At 55.8% G+C, this 16,555-nt stretch carries 17 protein-coding genes; 11 read left to right on the top strand and 6 right to left on the bottom strand.

Annotation, left to right across the window (positions count from 1 at the left end; all coding sequences use genetic code 11):
• Positions 1-305 precede the first annotated feature (305 nt).
• Positions 306-1,046: a tetratricopeptide repeat protein gene (locus LAO21_08205; GenBank protein ID MBZ5552686.1), complete on the bottom strand. Its 741-nt coding sequence runs from the start codon at positions 1,044-1,046 to the stop codon at positions 306-308.
• Positions 1,047-1,276: 230 nt separating this feature from the next.
• On the opposite strand from LAO21_08205, the gene LAO21_08200 reads away from it, so the two are divergent.
• From LAO21_08200 to LAO21_08185, 4 genes are all read left to right on the top strand, one after another.
• Positions 1,277-2,167 (top strand): hypothetical protein, encoded by an 891-nt coding sequence (locus LAO21_08200; GenBank protein ID MBZ5552685.1) that lies wholly within the window; start codon positions 1,277-1,279, stop codon positions 2,165-2,167.
• A gap of 177 nt (positions 2,168-2,344) precedes the next feature.
• Positions 2,345-2,695 (top strand): 4Fe-4S dicluster domain-containing protein, encoded by a 351-nt coding sequence (locus LAO21_08195; GenBank protein ID MBZ5552684.1) that lies wholly within the window; start codon positions 2,345-2,347, stop codon positions 2,693-2,695.
• A gap of 262 nt (positions 2,696-2,957) precedes the next feature.
• Positions 2,958-3,401, top strand: coding sequence for a peptidase M15 (locus LAO21_08190; protein ID MBZ5552683.1), 444 nt, complete (start codon positions 2,958-2,960; stop codon positions 3,399-3,401).
• A gap of 397 nt (positions 3,402-3,798) precedes the next feature.
• Positions 3,799-4,956 (top strand): Fic family protein, encoded by a 1,158-nt coding sequence (locus LAO21_08185; protein ID MBZ5552682.1) that lies wholly within the window; start codon positions 3,799-3,801, stop codon positions 4,954-4,956.
• 327 nt (positions 4,957-5,283) lie between these two features.
• Here LAO21_08185 and LAO21_08180 read toward each other — a convergent pair whose 3' ends face one another.
• The 5 genes from LAO21_08180 to LAO21_08160 all read right to left on the bottom strand — a co-directional run bounded on the left by LAO21_08180 (position 5,284) and on the right by LAO21_08160 (position 8,616).
• On the bottom strand, positions 5,284-6,156 hold the full coding sequence (locus tag LAO21_08180) for a HEAT repeat domain-containing protein (GenBank protein MBZ5552681.1): 873 nt from the start codon (positions 6,154-6,156) through the stop codon (positions 5,284-5,286).
• A 162-nt stretch (positions 6,157-6,318) separates the two neighbouring features.
• Entirely contained in the window at positions 6,319-6,732 is a 414-nt protein-coding gene (locus tag LAO21_08175; GenBank protein MBZ5552680.1) for a DUF420 domain-containing protein, read from the bottom strand.
• Positions 6,732-7,379 carry an SCO family protein gene (locus tag LAO21_08170; GenBank protein MBZ5552679.1) on the bottom strand — a complete coding sequence of 216 codons (648 nt, stop codon included), beginning with the start codon at positions 7,377-7,379 and terminating at the stop codon, positions 6,732-6,734. Before LAO21_08170 ends, LAO21_08175 begins: the two co-directional genes overlap by 1 nt.
• A complete protein-coding gene (locus LAO21_08165) occupies positions 7,376-8,245 on the bottom strand; it encodes an ABC transporter permease (GenBank protein MBZ5552678.1) in 870 nt (289 codons plus the stop codon). The genes LAO21_08170 and LAO21_08165 overlap by 4 nt, the downstream gene beginning before the upstream one ends.
• Before the next feature lie 146 nt (positions 8,246-8,391).
• Positions 8,392-8,616, bottom strand: coding sequence for a hypothetical protein (locus tag LAO21_08160; protein MBZ5552677.1), 225 nt, complete (start codon positions 8,614-8,616; stop codon positions 8,392-8,394).
• An 848-nt stretch (positions 8,617-9,464) separates the two neighbouring features.
• Here LAO21_08160 and LAO21_08155 point away from each other — a divergent pair.
• From LAO21_08155 to LAO21_08125, 7 genes are all read left to right on the top strand, one after another.
• Positions 9,465-9,833 (top strand): hypothetical protein, encoded by a 369-nt coding sequence (locus LAO21_08155; protein ID MBZ5552676.1) that lies wholly within the window; start codon positions 9,465-9,467, stop codon positions 9,831-9,833.
• A gap of 607 nt (positions 9,834-10,440) precedes the next feature.
• Complete coding sequence (locus LAO21_08150) at positions 10,441-11,877, top strand: hypothetical protein (GenBank protein MBZ5552675.1); 1,437 nt, start codon at positions 10,441-10,443, stop codon at positions 11,875-11,877.
• Positions 11,878-11,945: 68 nt separating this feature from the next.
• Positions 11,946-12,572 (top strand): hypothetical protein, encoded by a 627-nt coding sequence (locus LAO21_08145; protein ID MBZ5552674.1) that lies wholly within the window; start codon positions 11,946-11,948, stop codon positions 12,570-12,572.
• A 146-nt stretch (positions 12,573-12,718) separates the two neighbouring features.
• Complete coding sequence (locus tag LAO21_08140; GenBank protein MBZ5552673.1) at positions 12,719-14,605, top strand: FAD-dependent oxidoreductase; 1,887 nt, start codon at positions 12,719-12,721, stop codon at positions 14,603-14,605.
• Positions 14,602-15,111, top strand: coding sequence for a ubiquinol-cytochrome c reductase iron-sulfur subunit (locus tag LAO21_08135; GenBank protein MBZ5552672.1), 510 nt, complete (start codon positions 14,602-14,604; stop codon positions 15,109-15,111). The genes LAO21_08140 and LAO21_08135 overlap by 4 nt, the downstream gene beginning before the upstream one ends.
• An 8-nt stretch (positions 15,112-15,119) precedes the next feature.
• Entirely contained in the window at positions 15,120-15,872 is a 753-nt protein-coding gene (locus LAO21_08130) for a cytochrome b N-terminal domain-containing protein (GenBank protein MBZ5552671.1), read from the top strand.
• On the top strand, positions 15,856-16,554 hold the full coding sequence (locus LAO21_08125) for a hypothetical protein (protein MBZ5552670.1): 699 nt from the start codon (positions 15,856-15,858) through the stop codon (positions 16,552-16,554). The genes LAO21_08130 and LAO21_08125 overlap by 17 nt, the downstream gene beginning before the upstream one ends.
• The last annotated feature ends 1 nt before the right edge of the window (position 16,555 follow it).

Raw genomic sequence — 16,555 nt, 5'->3', positions numbered from 1 at the left:
CACCCTCGCTGAGCACGAAGCGCTGCGCCCTTGCGAGGCCCGAACGGACATGCAAATCAACGCATTATAGCAACGAACCCCTCTTTGTCAAGCACCCCACCCTGGCTTCAAAAGACTTGGTTTCCGGGTCGGAGCAGCATCTCCGGACACATCCAAGAACCGGAGACCTTTGAGGACGCCGGGCCTCATCCAGATCCTCGCCCATCAGGGGCCCTAGGGGAAAAACAGTCCAGAACAAACAAAAAAATCCAGGCTCAAGGCCTGGATTTTGAACCATGGTCGGACTCTCATTCCCGGAAAAACGCCTAGGAGCCAGGACTCAGTTCCTGCAGACGGGAACGCACATCACTTTGAATCTGGAAGCTGGGGAACTCGGTCTGAATCTTCTTATAAAGCTGAATGGCAGCGTCCTTGTTATTGATGGTCTTGTAGTACTCAGCCAATGCCATCATAGAAGTGATTTTGGGGACCGCAACCGTTGGATGGTCAATCAACTGCTGCAGCAGTCCGGCCACCTGGGCGGTGTTCTTTTGCGCCGCATAGATTTGTGCTAAGGCGAACTTCGCCAGGGCGCCAATCTCCACGTTCTCCGAGGTCTTTGTAAGGGCCTCTAACTGTTGAACAGCCGTCGTGCTATCCCCCAGCTGATACTTGCACATGGCATCGTAATAGGCCGCAGTCTCTCCGATCACCTGGCCGTTGTATTTTCGGCTGAGACGGGCAAATTCCTGCTCGGCTTTGGTGTATTTTTCCTGGGCGGTGGCGAAGATACGCTGGTTCGGACCCAGCGGGGCACGTTGCTTGTCCGTGATGAGAGGCGAGTTGTACAGTTGTATGGCGTTGCTGATATCCTCATTGCTTACCTGTTGCCTGTTCCTCATGAACCAGGTAATCCCGAAAACCGCGACGACTACCACTGCTACCGTGCCGATGCCCAGCAAAATTTCCCGCGCATGAACCTGAAGATACTCCCAAGTCCCCGTTACGGTAACGAGGAATTCATCCTGCTTGACCAACTCGTGCCGGGTCAGATGTGTTTTCCCCACAGTACCTTCCTCCAGCTTCAAAAAATCAGCATATCATAACGGCTAGCCGTGTTGCGGTCAATTGGTTTGATCGTTAGCCACGGAACATCAGAGCAGGATCCCTTTCATTTTAATCCGTTACTTATCCGGCTTGAGTGAACCAGGGGGCGCTTCATCGACTTGACTCCATTCGCCGCAACGGGTTACGATTCCACCCGCTGTCAGCACCATTCCCGGTCACAGGAGATCGCATGGAACAAGAGTCACAAATAGCCAGCCGCTGGGTAACGCCGCTGGCATGGGTGATCGGGCTGGTATTCATCGCCGCCGCTTTCTTGAAAGCCTGGGACATCCGGCAATTCGCCATTCAAATCAGCTATTACAATATTCTGCCGGGATCCCTCGACCTCCCCGCTGCCTTCTTCATGGTCGTTCTCGAGGCCTTCATCGGGATCTGTTTGATTACTGGTTTTCAAAGAACACTGTCACTCGGGGCGGCGGCTTGTTTGTTGCTCTTCTTTCTCGCCGCAACCGGCATTCGATGGAATGAGCTGAAAGGACATGATTGCGGCTGTTTCGGCTCGTTTGACCGGGGAGGACCTGCCTCGGTGCTGTGGCAGGACACGGTCCTTTTGCTGATCACCCTGGTAACGTTCAAGTACCGCCGCCGGACGCTCGAGCTGGCAGGACGGAAGATCATTTCTGTCGTCATCACCTTACTGTGCCTCGGTACAGCCACCTATTCCGAAATCGATGCCCGTTCCAAGGTTTCTTCCGTTGACCAGACGACCCAGGGCCAATTGAATATCGTCATCTATCTGAGCTCGACCTGCCCGCACTGCATTGCCAACTCCGAGAGACTTAACCGGGTTGGGGAAACGCCTAACCTCCCACCCATTCAAACCTATCTTGCTGCAGATACGGATTTGCAGATCGCGGATTTCCTTCGTCAGGGGAACCTCAGAATCCCTTACACAAAGATCCCGTTTGGCTACCTCTGGCTGATGACGAAGTCGGTTCCTGTGCTGGAATTGCGTCGCGGGGATTCGATCGTGGCCCGATGGGATGGAGACATGCCTACACCGGAGGAAGTGGTCAATGCCATGACGGCAGCTCGAGCACAGGATCAAAATCAGAAGTAAGCCAGCTGCGAGGGCCTGGCGGGCAGCCGGGCTTATTTTCGAAAGACCTTGGCGAAGGGGTTGGCGCCAGGATTCGATCGTCTGCTTTTCTGTCTGCTTTTCTTGACTAAGACGCAGACGTCGCCTAAGATGCTGGGCGAAGCAAAGGACATCCTGAACCAAGAGGAGACTGCAAGCATGGAGTCGGCCGAGGTCATCAAAAGTGAGCCCAAGTCCAAAGGACTGACGACACCCCGGAAGAAAATTCCCAAAGAACTCGCGATCATTACCGAGAATTGTACCGGCTGCGCAGGGTCCCCCGCGTGTGTTGAATATTGCCCGGTGGAAGACTGCATGTATTGGGTTGCAGACGAGGACCACCCTCCCTTCGGCCGCATTGAAGTGGACGCGCAACTTTGCATTGGCTGCAAGAAATGCACCAGCAAGGGTCCTGATGGCGCTTTCCTGGATGGATGCCCCTGGGACGCCATCGACATGGTCCCGACTGAAGAGGTCGAACAGAACCTCGGAATCAAGTTCAGTCGCTGATCCCGCCTCCGCACAGCGAATAAACAAGATAGTCAGGGGGCTGACACCGCTTTTTGGGACTGCGAAACTTCCAGCTCCTCCTTCTCCGATCTGGGTGGTCGGCGTGATCAGCCTTTCTCGTCAAAAATACGAGACCGCCGCTTAAGAAGCGGAGTAGCTGATCGGCTCTTCATCGCTCATCCCGGTAGATCGGGGTATGCGCCACCCTGTCAGTCGTCCATCATGTCCCCATTGACTAACAAGCCGACACCGGAGGATGAACATGAATCTAACCGATCACTTCACTCTGGAGGAGCTGACCGCTTCCTCGACAGCCATTCGCAAGGGTATCGACAACACGCCGTCAGCCGAAATAATCGACAATCTGAAAATACTGGCCGACGGCCTTGAAAAAGTCCGCTCACAGGTGTTGAATAATTTGGGGATGAATATCGACTCCGGGTTCCGCTGTGTCGCGCTGAACACCCTGATCGGAGGGGCCGCGAACAGTGCCCACACGAGCGGCTTTGCCGCCGACTTCGCCTGCGCCGGATTTGGCAACCCTCTGAGCATATGCCAGGCAATCCAGGCGTCGGGCATTACCTTCGACCAGCTCATTCAGGAAGGGACTTGGGTGCACCTGTCATTTGCCCCCACCTTGCGCCGCCAAGTGCTCACCGCGCATTTTGCCGACGGAAAAGCCAATTACACCAATGGGCTTGGTTAGGACAATCCTACCGAACTTCCCCGTCCGGAAGCCATTTCTATATTTTGCTCCGCTTGCCAGGGAGGCAAATTGCTGCGGAGTATCCGGGGTCCGCAGAAAATCAAGAAATACGACTTCACTCCCCCACCTTTCATTCCTCTTGTCCAAGTGTGACCCCTTTCATCCCGTCTTTGGGGGTCATGTGCAACATAATTCTAACGAAAGGCCGCCATCGCGGTTCCCCCGTCTCTTCGGTAAACGAATACAGATTCGGACTATTATACGGACTTCAACGATGCACAATAATTTGTTATTTACATATTATCATTTTGATATATAATAATTTAATATGAATACTGATTCGGACATTAAAGCGGACATTGATCCGCTGGTTGATCGTGGAGAGCCGACGGTGCTGATGGAGCCTTTGGCGATTGGTGAAAGTTTCCATCACCGGAGCGCGTTGATCGACCTCATGGTCGAACTGGTGCAGAGGTCAGCGGGGCTTCGCCGGAGCCTGCCGGAGAGCCTGATGAGGTCGCTCGCCGATCTGGTGCGCGCGATGAACTGCTATTACAGCAACCTGATCGAAGGGCACGACACGCATCCCATCGATATTGAGCGCGCCCTCAAGGACGACTACAGCACCGATGCACGCAAGCGCGCCCTGCAGTTCGAAGCGAAGGCACATATCAACGTCCAGGAATGGATTGACGGCAATGGTCTGAGAGGGCGGGCGCACACCGGCGATGGCATCCGAGAGATTCACCGCCGCTTCGGGGAATTGTTGCCCGACGATCTGCTCTGGGTGGAAGATCCGGTGACGAAAGAGCGCATCCGGGTTGTGCCGGGTGAACTTCGCAGGAGCGATGTCAAAGTCGGGGCTCATGTCCCTGTCAGTCCCGGCGCTCTCCCACGTTTCTTGGGACGATTTGAGGAAGTTTACGGCCGTCTTAGCAGGACGGAATCGATTCTGGGTGCTGCGGCGGCGCATCACCGGCTCGTGTGGATTCATCCTTTTCTTGACGGCAACGGACGGGTTGCGCGCCTGATGACGCATGCCATGTTGCTGGAGGCGCTCGATACGGGTGCGGTCTGGTCGGCCGCGCGCGGCTTGGCACGCAATGTCGAAGCTTACAAGGCACATCTTGCCGCCTGTGATGTCATCCGGCGCAATGATCTTGATGGCCGCGGCCCCCTCAGCGAAGAGGCATTGGCGGAGTTCACGGATTTCTTCTTGAGAGTCTGCATCGATCAGGTCAAGTTCATGGAGAGCTTGCTCCAACCGGATCGCCTGCGTACACGCATCCTTGTGTGGGTGGAAGAAGAAATCAGGCTCGGCAACCTACCGCCCAAATCAGGAAGCATCCTCCAGGCGGTGCTCTATCGTGGCGAACTGCCGCGCGGAGATGTTGCGGGGGTGGTGGGCACGGGCGATCGCCAGGCGCGCCGCATCGTCTCGGCGCTGATCGAGAAGGGCGTACTGGTCTCTGAGAGCGCCCGCATGCCGCTGCGACTTGTCTTTCCGGCAGCGCTGGCGTCGCGCTGGATGCCAGGGCTGTTCCCCGAGAAGTAAAAGGGGGCACATCTCAAAGTTGTAACTTCCAGGGTCAGGCTTACACATTCACAATGTGGAGGCGGCCTGAGCGAAGCGGACAGCCAACTCCCTATTTTTTTTCATCTGCTGTTGAAACCGGCGCACCGCCCCCCCGACCAGCCACCGATGTCTATGTGACTGATTGGCTGTAATTGTGTAATTGTGGAAGCCTGACCCCAGAGTCTTCTGTAACGCTTGGCTGTCCGTCATTATTCATGAAGATCACTACTTAAGAAACTGAAGACCCGATCGTCTCTTCATCGCACATCCCGATAGATCGGGATATGCGCCACCCCGTCCAAATTTCTAATTCGCCGCCCCACGCTTTTGAATGGCCTGGACGGTGAGTTGGGCTTGTTGTCGGATCCGGTCCGACATATGGACCATGGGGTGGGTGAACGGTTGGACGTCGGGAAGGTCGGAAGGCACGCCGATCAGGTACAGGGCGCGAAGCGCCTCCCAAACCTGCTTTTCATCAGGTGCGAGGATGAACACCGGGGTGCCCCCGGGAAGACTCCTGCCATTGGAGACGAGTTGCGAGGTAATCCGCCCGGGGATGGGGGAACGAATTTCCACGGGGGCGTCGGCCGAAGCAGTTGTAAGGCGCGCCATCAGAGTGCCCCGGTTCACCGAGTCCCCGGGTTTTAGACGTTCTTTGAAAGTTCCCGCAACGGGCGCATAAAGGGTGAACGGCCGGAGTATTTCGTGGAGCGCAGTCCGTCCAGTGGCATCGCTGAAACGCACCAGCGCCAGCGCCGCATTCCACCTCACCAATGGATCTTGATCACTTACCAGTTTGAGCAGCGCTCTATGAAATGGATCGTAGTTGTTGTCCTGCCCCATCACCCAGGCCGCCGTCATGCGTAACTCCACCACGGGACTGTCTGCCAGGGCGACCATTTGCGGGTAGAACTGAACCACACTCCGGTCGCCCCGAGACATCCGATCCGAGACCTGGACCAGGGCATGCTGTGCGTGCCTCGGATTTTTGCTGTCACTCAAGTAACCGGCTAGCTGGGCATCGCTGAGACGAGTGCCAAACCAGGTGGCTTTCCAGAAGAGGAAAGGCATCAGAGTGACGAGCCAGGCCGCCAGCAGAATCAGGATCATCGACCATCGAGGTCTCTTTCTCTGAACCTGCGGATTCGACAAGTGATCGGCTTGTAGTGTTTCGTCCATTCAATTCATCCTAACTTACAACGTCTCGACACACCCACTCAACGCGGAGTCGCCGAGCGCGAGGAGAATCTCGAGAACAGCATTCAGTCCTTTACAGATTCAGCGCCCCCTGCGCCTTTGCGTTAATGCGTCTTGCTTACTTTTCCAAATAATCCACAAACCTCACATCCGGTAAAGCATCCAGTAAATCACGACGCCCGTCACCGAGACATAGAACCACAAGGGGAGTGTCCATCGCGCTATCTTTTTATGTTTCTCATATTTCCCCCGCAGGGCACGGGACAGCGTCACCAGCACCAGGGGAACGATGAGGGCGGCCAGGACCGTGTGAGTGAGAAGGATACTGAAGTATACCGGCCGTATCCAACCAAAATACCTGAAATGCACCGAACCGACGTGAACATGATAAGTCAGATAGGAAACCAAAAACGCAGTCGACGTGAAAAAGGCCGATACCATGAAAATCTTATGGAGGAGGATCTTTCGATTCAGGATCGAGAGGAACCCGCCCGCCAGAAGGGCCGCACTGATTCCGTTTAAGGTGGCATTAAGGGCCGGCAGTTCAGTGATGGAAATCAATTGGACTTTTCTCCCAGCAGCCGGTCAATCCCCCGGACCAGATCCCGGAGCGACTGCTCGTCGGTGCTGTCGAAATATCCACGGATGTGTGCCCGGCCATCGACCAGCACAAAGCGGGTGCTGTGAATGATCGCTCCCTGGCCAGGATTCGTTGCCGCATCCGGATTCTCAGCGACGGCGAGATGGAGGCCCTGGTTCGCCAGATCGCGAATCTCGTTCTTAGGGCCTGTTAGAAAGTACCACCGCTCGGGATCCCCCCCAACCGCGGCGGCGTATCTCGACAGGACCGCCGGGGTGTCGGTCTCCGGATCCACGGTAATCGAAACGAGCTGCACCTGACGCCTCCCCTTCAACTCGTCCTGCAACCGTTTCATCTGGCTTGTCATGACCGGACACGGACCGGGGCAGGTGGTGAAGATGAAATCGACTACCCACACTTTCCCCTGCAAATCAGAAAGTCGCACCGGCCGCTCAGTTCGGTCGGTCAAAGAGAAGGGGGGAACAGCGCCGTAATCAGGAAGGTCCGGATTCGCTCTGATCCCCGCAGCTCTCCACGAAAAAACAGCAAGTCCTAGAATCCCAATGCCCAGCGCGAGCGCCAGCACCATCAAGGTCTTTCGAACGCCCGACAACTCGATACTCATTTCAGGTCTCCCACGGTTTCTGCGGACGCAATCCGGATTGCAGCGACAAAAAGGACGAGGGCGAACAGGCTTACCACCATGACGGAAAGGGCCATGGAGGGTTCATCCAGTGGAGTCCCCGTATTCCAATAGAGGCCTCGACGCAATGAGGACACCGCATAGGAAATCGGATTCAATCTCAGGGTCCATTTCAAGATGCGGGGGGCTCCGGCAGCGGGGAAAAAAGCCCCCGACAATAACCACAACGGGATCAGCACCAGATTCATGAGGGCGTGAAACCCCTGAGTGGATTGCATCCGCCAGGCCATGGTCAACCCTAAGGCCGTCAAACCGAATGAAATCACGAAGACCAGCGCCACCAGGACGAGCCCCGAAATTATCGTGACCTTGATCCCAACCCAGGGGGCAAGGGACAGGAACAAAATCCCCTGCAAGAGCGCGACGACGGTGCCCCCCAGAATCTTTCCAAGTACAATGGCGGCCGTTGAGGCCGGCGCCACCAGCACCGACTGAAGAAACCCTTCACGACGATCTTCAATGACCGAAATCGTGGAGAATATCGAAGTAAACAGCAGAATCAAGACCAGCGTTCCGGGATAGAGATATTCGATGGCCGTCGCCCCCCGGGACATGACCGAATCCGGCGGATGAAAGGATGCCCCCAGTCCCGTTCCGATCAACAACCAAAACACCAGGGGAGTCCCCAAAGCGCCCAAGATTCGATGTTTCTGCCGGTAGAATCGGATCAGTTCGCGCCACGAGAGCGAAACCAGCGGGAGGATGAATCGGTCGCCCTGGGGAAATTCCTGCGACTCTTCCTTGTCAGAGTCACCGGCAATGTGGGGCGGGGCGGTCGTCGAGGTCATAATCGTTTTCGCATCTTCTATAGAATTCCTTGGCTCCGCACTTCTCCATGGTTGGATTTTGAGCCCTATCTCAATCGAAGTGGGTGACGGCGTGGACCACGTTCAAAGAACCTACATCTTCAACAACCGCAAAAAAGGTTTGACAATTATCCTGTCCCGTCAGTAGCCTTGTCCCGATTCCGTTTCAAGATTTGCTTGAGGTCTCCATCACGAACGCTGGAGAAGAAACCGCCCAAGAAGATCATCGCCAGGAGCAGGCAAACCACGGCCAGGAAGTTGCCATCCATGGAACCGATTTGGCCGGTCGAAATGTCCCAAATAATGCCAGCAACTGCCGCCAGTCCAAGCAACAAATTGATCAGCATCGGCACAAGAGTCTCCCGCCTTTTGGATTTGCGCCCGGCGTTGCAGCGCAACAGTTCTGTTACATTCGGAACGTTACGGTCCTTCGGTGGTCGAATTCTATGACGCTCGATTATAGCGCATGTTCTTAGGTTGGAGGACCTGAAATTTGAAAGATATGAACCTGGGGCGAATTATCGACTCTCCTCTAATGCCTTGAAAATAATGGCAAAGTTAAAGAAGCATCCATTTCTCTCTGTTTTCAGGTTAAACTGGGTCGCATGCCTCGCTGATCGGTCGAGTTTCATTCCATCATGGAAAAGGGATTGCTTGTTCCGTCAAGGTTAAGATATCCTGCGTAAACTTGGTGGATGATGGAATTCGTTGGTTTGGCGGAGGGACGAGATGAATCAATCCAACCCAGTCAGAGCCTTTCCCAGTTTGGGATGTGAGGATCGTGCCCGGGCTTGCACACGCGACCGATGCTCTTTGTGGCCAATCATCCCGGACCAGCACAAGGCTAAGAAAGTTCCCTGTCACCATATCCCTCTGGATAGTTCATGCGAAACCATCGCCTCAATCAGGGAGAAGGGGGACAGAGATCGCCTTCAAGAGAAAGTCCTGGAGTGGATCAAGGAACTTCCCACAAACAAGAAAACCCTGGTTTGGGAATCCGCGTTGTGGACCGCTTTATTGTATGAGATCCAACCGATGAAGGAACACATGGAGCGGTGGCTGGGTGAATTTATTTGAGACATCTCTTCGGTTTCTCGGTACAATCAGGTCAGATGCCTTGGCAAAACTCTCTGCAAATTAAGTTTGGACCAGCGCTCCATGCATGGAGCGAGTGGGGGACCGGGTTTCCGGGGAAACGGCCATGAATGAGTTCCGACGCCTTGAAATTGTTGATAAACTCAAACTTGAACTGAACGTTTTGCAGGACGGCGGTTATGGACGGTCCGTCCGTACGCCACGAGTGGAACCTCTTTATCTGCGTGATTCAGTCACCTGCTTGAATTTCGGCCGCGAGGAAGAAGAGCGCGAGCCGTGTTACCACTGTTTTCTCATGGATTTCGTCCCGGCCGATCGCGCGGGAAGGGAGTTGCCCTGCCACCATATTCCATTGAACGACGCGGGAGATACGATTGCGTCACTTCAGGAGAGTCGTGATAAAGACCGCCTCGAGCAAGTCCTGCGGGAATGGCTCACCACAACCATCAAACGATTGGAAACAGAAGAGACTTGATCGGATGGAAGAACTCATTGCCTGACTTTAGACGCGCGACTATGCATTTCGAGGCGGGATTGAAAGGGAGCCGGCCAGCCAGAGACAGGGTGACCTCCAGCCCCTCTCGCAGAAGGCGTGGGAGTGTCATTCTCGCCCTGGCTACAATCGCTCTTCTGTTGTTTCCCGTCCTCTCAGCCTCGGACGATTTTCACGTGTGTCGACTCTCGATGGAGTCCCTGGCAAATCCTGCCCAACCCCTTCCTCGCGTGGCTGAGATTGGCCATCGGCTTCAGGGTCCTGATGGGATCTATTGCGCGGCCTGCGTGTGGTCAAGTTTTGAGAACGCCTCCCCTTCCGGCTCTGTTTCCCCGGATCCGGCCTCAGACTCTCTTGTCACCGGCATTCCTTCTTTGCCTTGCCCGCCAGCGTTTCAGATTTTCGCTTCAAGGGCGGATCGAGCCCCCCCGATCGCCTGAGTTTTCATTCCTTCTTTCATACTACGGTTCCTCAGAAATCCTGTTACATCGCAGTAATGTAGCCAGCCGTCGCCTTTGGTAAAGCGATGTCTCTCGAGCAAGGTTCGATCAGACCCTTAATCCTCGATCGATACAAAGGAGGAGTTTTTATGTCTCGTTATCGAAAGCTAGGTACCGGTCTTTTGACGGGGGCCTTCGTCGTGGTGGGAACTTCTTTATTTTATCTGTTCTTGAGGCCGGTTCCCAACGCGTACGCCATCCCGGCGTTTGCACGCAAGTATCAAACATCCTGTGCCACCTGCCACAACAATTATCCAGAGTTGAACGACTTCGGCGAGGCCTTCAAGAAGAACGGTTTTAAGTTTCCCAAAGATGATGACACCTTTGTGAAGGAGCCTCCCGTCCTGTTGGGGGCAGCGGCGCAACGCCAGGCATTTCCCAAGGCGATTTATCCGGGTGAACTGCCGGGAAGCATTCCCATCGGATTCCGTTATTCCGGTTTTGCCAGCTACAACAGCAAGCAGCCGTTATCGCTGGGTTTCCTCCCCCGGACGGACTTATTTACACCGAATACCTTTACGATTATTGCCGCGGGCAGCCTCGGACCCAGTCTTTCCTTCTGGATCGACGACGACATTTCGGCGGGGGGTTCCGGAGCCGACGGCGGCCTGGGGGACGGTTACTTGAAGGCCAACGATATCGGACGACTTTTTCACCTGCCCAAGGATTCGCTTAACATCCGTTTTGGTCAATTCGAACTGGACCTGCCCTTCACCCAGGCCCGGACGATCAATCCGACGGATTACGACATTTATGACCAGGCGAGTGTTGCCGGCGTCCAAGGCTCCACCGATAACCCTTTCGTGTTCGCGGCCACGCAGCGCGGAATCGAATTGGGCGGCTATCCTCACGACGGGAATTTTTCGTGGTCGGTTTCGTTTCTCAATGGATCGAACGATTCAACCGCCGCCCGCAATACCAAGGATGTTTACGTCCGAGTTTCGCAGAAGTTCAACTTTGACCGGGATCACAGCACCCGCAAGGAGGTTCAAGCCTCCGGTCCCACCGGACCCCATGATCACACCTCCCTTCGCATCGGGGCCTTCTACTACTATGGACGGAATGCCTTGAATGTCGATCGTTCGCTCTTTCCGGATTTTGGAACGATCCATGAGCCTTTCTATCGCGTCGGAGGAGACTTCCGTTTCAAGCATCAGAACTTCGAGTTATATGGTTTGGGAATGTATGGCCACGATTCCAACCTGATCCCCAACACCGACACCTTTACTCTCGACCGCGGTGCCCCCGTGACATTCAGCGGCGGGTTTGTCCAGGCGCAGTACTGGTTCTATCCGTGGCTCATCGGGATCATGCGGTACGATGCAGTGAATTCGCCGACCGATGCTTTGAACGGGTTGTCCGTGCACGACACCCGTAATCGTTTTTCACCCGGCGTTCAGTTCTTGATCCGCGCGAATCTCAAAATGGTATTCGAGTACCAGCACCGCTGGAAAACACCTTTGGGTGACGCCGGCCAGTTTTTCCGCGCAAATGGAGCGGTCGCGGGAATCGACTATTCCTTCTGATCCGCTTCCAGCAGTTATTGTTTCCGTACAGGATGCTCAACCCATGAAGTCAACCATTGGAGCCCATCATGAAATGCCTTAGAGACCGGATAGCCCCGGGGATTTGGTCCGTCGTGTACCTGTTTGTGTTTTTGCTTAGCGTGACCGCGCCGAATTTCGCTGGAAACATCCAGGGCAAAGTGACCGCCCAGGGGATGCGCTCGGCGGCTTCCATCGCGGTGTACGTCGATGAGATTCCCGGAAAAACCTTCCCTGCACCCACCGCCCATGTGGTGATCGATCAGAAGAAGATGACGTTCGTCCCGCACGTGGTCGTGGTGCTCAAAGGAACGCCTGTTGATTTTCTCAATAGCGATTCCGTGGGCCACAACGTGTACTGGCCTTCGGTCGGAGGGAACAAGAAACTGGCGTTCAACCTGGGGACCTGGCCGCAGGGAGTAAAAAAAACATTCACGTTTAATGATCTGGGAGCGGCCCCGCTGCTTTGCAACGTCCATCCGGAGATGTCGGGATATGTAGTGGTGGTTCCCACCCCGTACTTTGCCGTGACGGGCAAGGAGGGCGAATTTGAAATCAAGGATGTTCCCGCCGGCAATTACACTTTGAAGACCTGGAGTGAAGAGGGCAAGCCAACGACGCAGGCGGTCACGGTCACCAGCGGCGCCGTCACCGTCAACCTGACGGTACATCGTTGATGCAGTTCGCGGCCTCGAGGGCAGGAGCCCGAAAGGCAAAGTTTGATAACGTGCTCCGAAGATCTTGATCCAGGAGAATTGTTCGCGTGGGAGAATCCCGTTCCAAACTGGTCGATCTGGACTGGCTGGAATCGAACTTCCCTTGTATGCAGGCCTGTCCGGTTCATACGCAGGCAGGCCGCTACGTGGCTTTGATAGCGCAGGGGAAGTACGAGGAGGCCTACCGCTACGCCCGCAGCCCCAACCCCCTGGCGTCGATCTGCGGCCGGGTATGCGGCCATCCTTGTGAAACCGCCTGCCGTCGGGGGGCGCTCGATTCTCCCATATCGATCCGCGCATTGAAGAGGTTCGTTACCGAACGTTATGGCCCGGAATCGCGCAATCCCATCGATGTGTTTCCCGACAAACCCAAGGTCACTCATTCGGAGCGCGTCGCGGTGATCGGGTCGGGTCCCGCCGGCCTCTCCGCAGCTCACGACCTGGCGTTACTCGGATATGCGGTCACGATTTTTGAGGCGTCATCTGTTCCCGGGGGGATGCTTCACCTGGGGATCCCCGAATACCGCTTGCCGAGAGACGTAGTGCAGGCGCAGATCCGGGAAATCCTTGACCTCGGGCCCGAGCTCCGGTTGAACTCGCGGCTCGGCGATTTTTCGCTGCAGGATCTTCGCGCGGAGGGATTCAAAGCCGTTCTGCTTGCCATCGGCCTGCATCGCAGCCGGGACTTGCCGATCCCCGGTCACGAGCTGGACGGTGTTATCAAAGGCGTCGATTTCCTCCTGAATGTCAACCTCGGGTACCGGTTTTCGATCGGCAAACGGGTGGCGGTGATCGGGGGCGGCAACGTTGCCATCGATGTCGCCCGGTCTGCCCTGCGCCAGCAACAGCAGCAAACCCTGGAGACCCTCACGTCATCACTCCTGCCCGACAGCTTGAGCGACAGCGAGATGCAGGTCGCCATGAAAGAGTTGACCGACGTTACCCGGACGGCTTTGCGTCTGGGCGCCCTCGAGGTCCACATGGTGTGCCTTGAATCCCGCAAGGAGATGCCGGCCTTCGAAGAGGAGATCGAGGAGGCCGAGCGCGAGGGGCTGACCATTCATCCTTCGCGTGGGCCCAAGCGATTTACGGGCCAGAACGGCAAGGTGACCGGCCTTGAGACGGTCCACTGCACTTCGGTCTTCGACTCCCAGCATCGTTTTAGCCCGACTTTCGAGGAAGGAACCGAAAGCATCATTTCCTGTGACACCGTCATCCTTGCCATCGGACAGGCCTCGGACCTTTCCTTTCTCCGCCCCGAGGACAGGATCGAGACGACACGCCAGGGGACGATCAAGTTTGATCCCGAGACGCTGATGACCACCGCCCCGGGGATCTTTACCGCCGGAGACATCGCTTTCGGCCCACGCTTGATTATCAGCGCCGTCGCCGACGGCAAGAAAGCCGCGGAACAGATCGACCGATACCTGCAGGGTGAGAAGTGGAAGCCCAAACCCAAGTATGTGCAAATCACCGTGCTCGACCATCACCAGATGGCCGGCAACTACGATGAGTATTCCCGTCTACCCGTCCCCACGATCCCCCTGGAGCGGAGAACGGGCATCACGGAAGTCGAGAGCGGTTATACCGAAGAGCAAGCGAAGCAGGAGGCGTCGCGATGCCTCCAGTGCTGGATCAACACCATCTTTGAAGGGAATGAAGTAAAGGGAACCGAGTGCATTCTGTGCGGCGGCTGCGTGGATGTGTGCCCTGAGAACTGCCTGACGCTTGTTCCGCTCAGCCAGTTGGCAGTTTCAGGCGAGACCCAGGCACGACTCATCGCCGAAGCCCCGTCACTTGAAGGAACCTTGCAGCATTTGAACGCTACGGATCTCCCGGCTTCCGAAGGCTCCATGATGATGAAAGATGAAACCATTTGTATCCGGTGCGGTCTGTGTGCGGAACGGTGCCCTGTTCAGACCATCACCATGGAAGCCTTTGAGGTGTTCGAGCACGATCCCGATATCATCGAACTTGAGGTGTCCCAGCCGTGACCCAATCCAAGGATTCAACCGGAGCGCAGGTCCCGAACCCGCCGGAAGAAGTATCCGGGCCCACCCGGCGTAATTTTCTCAGTGAAATTACGGCAATGGCGCTGGGGGTCGCAGGGATCGGATCGATCGTGGTGACCACACGGTACCTGTCCCCCAACGTTTTGTTTGAACCTCCCACGAGCTTTCGAATCGGTCCGCCGGATGACTATCTGGTGAATTCAGTCACCTATCTGCCCGACCAACAAGTGTATATCGTCAGAACGCCGGAGGGCTTTTACGCGGAGTCAGCTGTTTGCACTCACCTCGGCTGCATCACGCAGTGGAAACCGGAACTCAATATGATCGCCTGCCCCTGTCACGGGAGTAAATTCAAACGCGACGGGTCGGTCGAGGCAGGACCCGCGCCTCGCCCCCTGAACCATTTCGCCATCCGATTGACTCCCGATGGCGATCTGCTCGTGGACACGCTGGAGACGGTCCAGCAGACGCAGGTTTTGAAAGCCTGAGGAAACCGATGATCACGATTTCGGCGCAGCGCGCACTCGATCAGTTGAGGAGCACTCGTGTCTGGAAATCTATTTTCCGACGCGGCCCGGCCCGCACGAATCGCACCCGCAGCCTGGCCGTCTTCGGCAGCCTCTTCCTGCATATCCTGCCGGTTAAAGTCCGCGACAAGTCCATGCGTGTCCGAGCGACCTACTACCTTGGATCCTTTTCGTTCTTTCTGTTCCTGCTCCTCTCCGTCACCGGAATCCTGTTGATGCTCTATTACCATCCGGCCGTGCCCCTGGCGTATCGCGACATGAAAGATCTCCGTTTTGTCGTCTCCAACGGCGTGTTCCTGCGCAATCTCCACCGGTTCGGTGCCGAGGCGATGGTAATTGCTGTTTTCTGGCACATGTTCCATGTTTTCTACCGCGGCGGTTATAAGCCACCCCACCAATTCAACTGGGTGGTGGGTGTGGGGCTCCTCTTGATCACTCTCTTTCTAAGCTACACCGGGTACCTGTTGCCGTGGGATCAGTTGGCTTTCTGGGCCATTACCGTGGGGACTAACATCATTTCTTATGTGCCCTTCTTGGGACAGCCGATACGTTTCCTGTTGCTCGGAGGTCATCAAATTGGCGAGAACGCCCTTTTGCGTTTCTATGTGCTTCACGTGGTGATCCTGCCCCTCGCCGCCGTGATGTTGATTGCCATCCATCTCTGGCGGGTTCAAAAGGATGGCGGCCTGACCGTAAAAGAGGACCATGAGCGAGAAGAATAAATACGAAGCCGGCTTTGGTTCCGACGCCCAGAAGGAACCGCGCCGTATTGTCTTCATCACGAAGAAAACTTCGGCCAAGGTGAAGGGTGAGGTCGGACGGCAGCTGATGTCGTATCCCCAGCTCATCCTGCGAGAAGCGATTGCCTTCGAAATCCTGACGATCGTCCTGGTGGTGATCGCGCTTCTCTGGGATGCCCCCCTCGAGCAACTGGCAAACCCCCTGTTGACTCCGAACCCCGCCAAGGCCCCCTGGTACTTCCTGGGATTGCAGGAGTTGCTGCATTACTTTCCCCCCATCGTCGCCGGCGTCCTCATCCCGGGACTGGTGGTTGTTGCTCTCGTGGTGATCCCTTATTTCAATGTCAATATCCAGGGTGAGCCGCTTTGGGCGAATCACCCTCGAAAGCGCCTTAACCTGCTCCTGGCCAGCGTCGTCGTCCTGCTTGTTTTTTTTGGGATTTACCATGCGTGGACTGTCATCATCCCGACGGTGGTCATCTCCGCTCTTGTTCTAACCGCCTACGTTCCTGCGACAGGACGTGGACGCTTCCTGGAGTTCTTAAGTTCTCGGCCGCTTTCCTGGTGGGTGATGACCTGGTTCATCACGGTCGCCATCATCCTGACTATGGTCGGCACCTTCTTCCGTGGGCCCGGTTGGTCGTGGGTCTGGCCATGGAGATAGC

The sequence above is a fragment of the Terriglobia bacterium genome (assembly GCA_020073085.1).
In the GTDB taxonomy this organism is placed as follows: Bacteria; Acidobacteriota; Terriglobia; order JAIQFV01; family JAIQFV01; genus JAIQFV01.
The sequence above is the reverse complement of the archived record's forward strand: the minus strand, read 5'-3'. Positions and strand labels throughout refer to the sequence as shown.